The sequence below is a fragment of the Pseudomonas sp. SG-MS2 genome (assembly GCF_009933855.1).
GTDB classification, from domain to species: Bacteria; Pseudomonadota; Gammaproteobacteria; order Pseudomonadales; family Pseudomonadaceae; genus Aquipseudomonas; species Aquipseudomonas putida_E.
The window spans coordinates 1-4,073 of sequence record NZ_MOMO01000015.1 but is presented as its reverse complement, the minus strand read 5'-3'; the positions used below and the strand labels follow the sequence as shown (position 1 = coordinate 4,073).

Annotated in this window: 4 protein-coding genes; all 4 read right to left on the bottom strand. The window is 62.7% G+C overall.

Annotated elements, in window-relative coordinates; genetic code table 11:
* The coding region (locus BLX42_RS01075; protein WP_161870963.1) for a FadR/GntR family transcriptional regulator at window positions 1–689 on the bottom strand (689 nt) is incomplete at its 3' end.
* Window positions 690–733: 44 nt separating this feature from the next.
* A complete protein-coding gene (locus BLX42_RS01070) occupies window positions 734–2,044 on the bottom strand; it encodes a C4-dicarboxylate transporter DctA (RefSeq protein ID WP_046787920.1) in 1,311 nt (436 codons plus the stop codon).
* A 288-nt stretch (window positions 2,045–2,332) separates the two neighbouring features.
* Window positions 2,333–2,818 (bottom strand): Lrp/AsnC family transcriptional regulator, encoded by a 486-nt coding sequence (locus tag BLX42_RS01065; protein ID WP_046787921.1) that lies wholly within the window; start codon window positions 2,816–2,818, stop codon window positions 2,333–2,335.
* Window positions 2,819–2,922: 104 nt separating this feature from the next.
* Window positions 2,923–3,987: an ornithine cyclodeaminase gene (locus tag BLX42_RS01060; protein ID WP_046787922.1), complete on the bottom strand. Its 1,065-nt coding sequence runs from the start codon at window positions 3,985–3,987 to the stop codon at window positions 2,923–2,925.
* Between the last annotated feature and the right edge of the window lie 86 nt (window positions 3,988–4,073).

Genomic DNA, 4,073 nt, shown 5'->3' with positions numbered 1-4,073 from the left:
TCATCCGGGATGTTCAGTTCGATGCCCATCCGCTGCCCTTCGGCAAGGATGTGCTGGCGCATCTGGGCGCTGGCCTGGGCACTGTTGCGGTCGCGAATGGCGCGTACCACGGCTTCGTTTTCCTTGAGCCGCGCAGCAAGGTGTTCGGGTGAGTTGCGCAGCATGTTGGCGCTTTGCTTGAGGGCATTGCCGGTCTGCTGTACCACGCTCTGGAAAATCGGGTTGGTGGTCAGCGCGAACAGCGCCTCGTGGAAGGCGATGTAGGCCTTGGCCCCGGCATCGCTGTCATCGGCATCCAGCGCTTCGCGCATGTCCATCAGGGTCAGGCGTAGCTGGCCGATGTCCTGGCTGTTGGCCGATTGCGCCACCAGGCCGACGATGAACGGTTCGAGGGTGTAGCGCAGCTCCAGGACATCGGCCAGGCTCGCCGCAGCGCTGCTGTCGACGCCTGGCTCCAGCACGGCCGTTTCGGCATCCAGCACCAGTACGCCCTTGCCCGGCATGGAGCGCACCAGGCCGAGGGTCTCCAGCACGGTCACGGCTTCGCGCAGGCTGGGGCGGCTGATGCCCAATTGTTCGGCCAGCTCGCGCTGGCCAGGCAGCATGTCGCCGGAGCGCCACTGGCCGCGGGCCAGGGCCTGGCGCAGTTTTTCCACCACTGAGTTGACGACGGTCGATGAGCTGATCACGGTTTTCTCCTGAAAGGGCCGGCGTCAGCGCCGGCCACGTGGGCTCAGAATTCCTGTTGATGGGCGTTGGGCTGCTTGCGAGGTGCATGGGCAAAGCCGGGTTTGCCATCGAGCACGTTCTGCGCACGCTCCAGATCGATGTCTTTTTCCCAGCGGGCAATGGCCACGGTAGCCACGCAGTTGCCGATCAGGTTGGTCAGCGCCCGGCCGATGCCCATGAACCAGTCCACTGCCAGTACCAGTACCAGACCTACCACCGGGATCGCCGGCACGGCGGTGAGGGTGGCGGCGAGGATCACCAGTGCCGAGCCTGGGATGCCGTGAGCGCCTTTGGACGTCACCAGTGACACCAGCAGGATGGTCAGCAGGTCGGTCATCGCCAGCGGCGTACCGGTGGCGTTGGCGATGAACACGATGGCCAGGGTCAGGTAGATGGAGAAGCCGTCAAGGTTGAACGAGTAGCCGGTCGGGATCACCAGGCCAACGGTGGAGCTGCCAATGCCCAGGTGCTCGAGCTTGCGCATGATCTGCGGCAATACGGCATCGGAGGAAGCGGTGCCCAGGACGATGGTCAACTCTTCGCGCAGGTACTTGATGAAAGGCAGCAACTTGAGCCCCGACACGCGCATCACGGTGCCCAGGATGATCAGCACGAAGCCCGCACAGGTCAGGTAGAACAACGCTACCAGGCCACCCAGGTGCTGCAGCGACTCCAGGCCATATTTGCTGGTGGTGAAGGCGATGGCGCCGAAGACGCCGATCGGCGCCAGGCGCACGATCATGCCCATGATGCGGAAAATCACGTGGCTGAGTTCGTTGATCAACCGCGAAATACCGGCGGCCGAGTCACCCACCAGGTTCAGCGCGCTGCCGAACAGCACCGAGAACAGCAAGACTTGAAGGATGTTGTTGTCGGCGAAGGCGCCCACCACGGAGGTGGGGATCAGGTCCATGAAGAACGCGGTGGCGCCATGGATATGCTGGCCGCGCTCGGCCAGGCCGCTGGCGTCGGCAGCAGAAAGCTGATCCAGGTGGATGTTGGCGCCGCTGCCGATGCCGCTGGTAAAGGCGAACACCAGGCCGATCACCAGGGCGATGGTGGTCAACACTTCAAAGTAGATCACCGATTTCAGGCCGATGCGCCCGACTTTCTTCAGATCGCCAGCACCGGAAATGCCGCTGACCACCACGCAGAAGACGATCAGGCCGATAAGCATCTTGATCAGCTTGATGAAGCCGTCGCCGAGGGGTTTGAGCTGCAGGGAAAGGTCGGGGAAACTGAGGCCGCAGGCGATGCCGAGGGCAAGGCCGAGCACAACTTGCAGGAAGATCGAACGCGAGCACCATTTGAGCATGGGAGTGATCTCTGATCGGTGTCCTTGCTTCGGTGCCGCACGGGGCGAAAGAGCGCAGGACTTATTTATTTTTGTGGTCTTACCGGTTTGTTCAGCGCGAAGTCATAAAAGCGCGAAAAATCCGAATATGCAAGGTTTTTTGGCCTTACCGGTCTGACCAGTTGTGGGGCATTTCGGCTTGCCGGGCTCTAGTTCGGTGCGTGCTGCAGATTGAGGTGATGCGCCGTTGGCCGGCATTTGCCAATACCTGCAGGGTGTTAGCAATCGGCCTGCCAACTTCTTGCCCGATCAGGGCGGCGGGGCGATGCTTTTGACCGAAGCCAGTTCAGGGTGGGCCACCAGCTTGTCGATGTGCAGGGCGTCGTCGTTCATCCAGCTTTCGCTCAGCACCCGATAGTGCTCCATGTCACGACAGCGCACGCGCAAGCTGTAGTCGAAATGGCCACTGATCAGTTGGCATTCATGAACGTCAGGGCAGGCCAGCATGGTTGCCTCGAACGCCTTTTGTGCGGACCGCCCGCGCAGGTTGGAAAGGGCTACGAGTACCAGCAGTGACAGCCCTGGTGCGAGCTTCTGCGGGTCGATGATTGCGCCATAACCGCGGATCACGCCGCGCCGTTCCAGCTTGCGTACCCGTTCCAGGCAGGGGCGCGGAGTAAGATGCACCAGGGTCGAGAGCTTTTCGAAGGTGATGCGGCCATCGACGCGCAGTATGTCGATGATGGCTTGGTCGATGCGGTCCAGCGGGGCAGAGGTGGCGTCCTTGGTGTCCATGCGCGGTGCTTCTTTTTTGAAGGCGGGGCATGGACAGGTTAGGCGGTTATCGGGTGATCGTCCTCACGCGCCGGCGATTGGGCTGCGCAGCAGCCCAAGGTCCGTCAGGCGCAGGCGCTGTCGGCCCGGTGCACTGAACGAACCGCCACCACCCGAGGCTGCAGCAGTGCATACAAGTCCTTGGGGTTTTCCAGTACCGGCACCAGCCCGATATCCTGGCCGATCCCTAACGTGAGCGCTGTATCGAGCACGTAGCGCAGTGCCGAATAATCTTCCAGCGCAAAACCTACCGAATCGAACAGGGTCACCTGGTCGGCGTTTTCACGGCCCTGAACAAGGCCTGCGACCACCTGCCAGAATGGGAAGACCGGCGAATCGGCCGGCATTTGCTGGATTTCGCCTTCGACCCGGCTTTGCGGCTCGTACTCAACGATCACCCGGGCCCGTTCGACGATGGCGCGGTGCAGCTCGGTCTTGCCCGGGCAGTCGCCGCCCACGGCGTTCAGGTGCACGCCCGGTTCGATCATGTCCGGCGTGAGGATGGTCGCGTAGGTCTTGTCCGCCGTGACCGTGGTGACGATATCGGCACCGCGCACGGCTTCGGCGACGCTGTGGGCGACGCTCACCTTGAGCCCTGGGCGGCCCGCCAGGTTGGCCACCAGCTTCGCCGTGGCTGCAGGGTCGATGTCGAACAGGCGGATCTCGTCGATGCCCAGCAGGGTCTTGAAGGCGATGGCCTGGAATTCGCTTTGCGAACCGTTGCCGATCAGCGCCATGCTGCGGCTGTCTTCACGCGCCAGGTAGCGGGCGGCGAGGGCCGAAGTGGCGGCGGTACGCATCGCTGTGGTCAGGGTCATCTCGCTGAGCAGCAGCGGCGCACCGGAGCCAACGTCGCTCAAGGCGCCAAAGGCCATCACCGTGGGCAGGCCGAGGCGGGTGTTCTTCGGGTGGCCGTTGACATACTTGAAGGCATACCGGCTGGAGTCGGAAACCGGCATCAGTTCGATCACGCCGTCCGCCGAATGATTGGCCAGGCGCGGGCACTTCTCGAAATCGTCCCAGCGCAGGTAGTCCTGACGGATGTACTCGGCCATCTCCACCAGGCAGGTGGCCAGGCCTTTACGGTTGACCAGGCGGGCGAGGTCTTGCACATCGATGAAGCGGGTCATGGCATCTCCCTGCAACTTGCGGGTTGGGCTGTAGGGATATTGTCGGGCGATCAGGGCGGGAATGCCGGCTGAAAAAGGCGGTGCGG

Coding starts and splice junctions, on each gene's coding strand:
- BLX42_RS01070 (WP_046787920.1), bottom strand. CDS start 2,044: ATGCTCAAATGGTGCTCGCGTTCGATCTTCCTGCAAGTTGTGCTCGGC.
- BLX42_RS01065 (WP_046787921.1), bottom strand. CDS start 2,818: ATGGACACCAAGGACGCCACCTCTGCCCCGCTGGACCGCATCGACCAA.
- BLX42_RS01060 (WP_046787922.1), bottom strand. CDS start 3,987: ATGACCCGCTTCATCGATGTGCAAGACCTCGCCCGCCTGGTCAACCGT.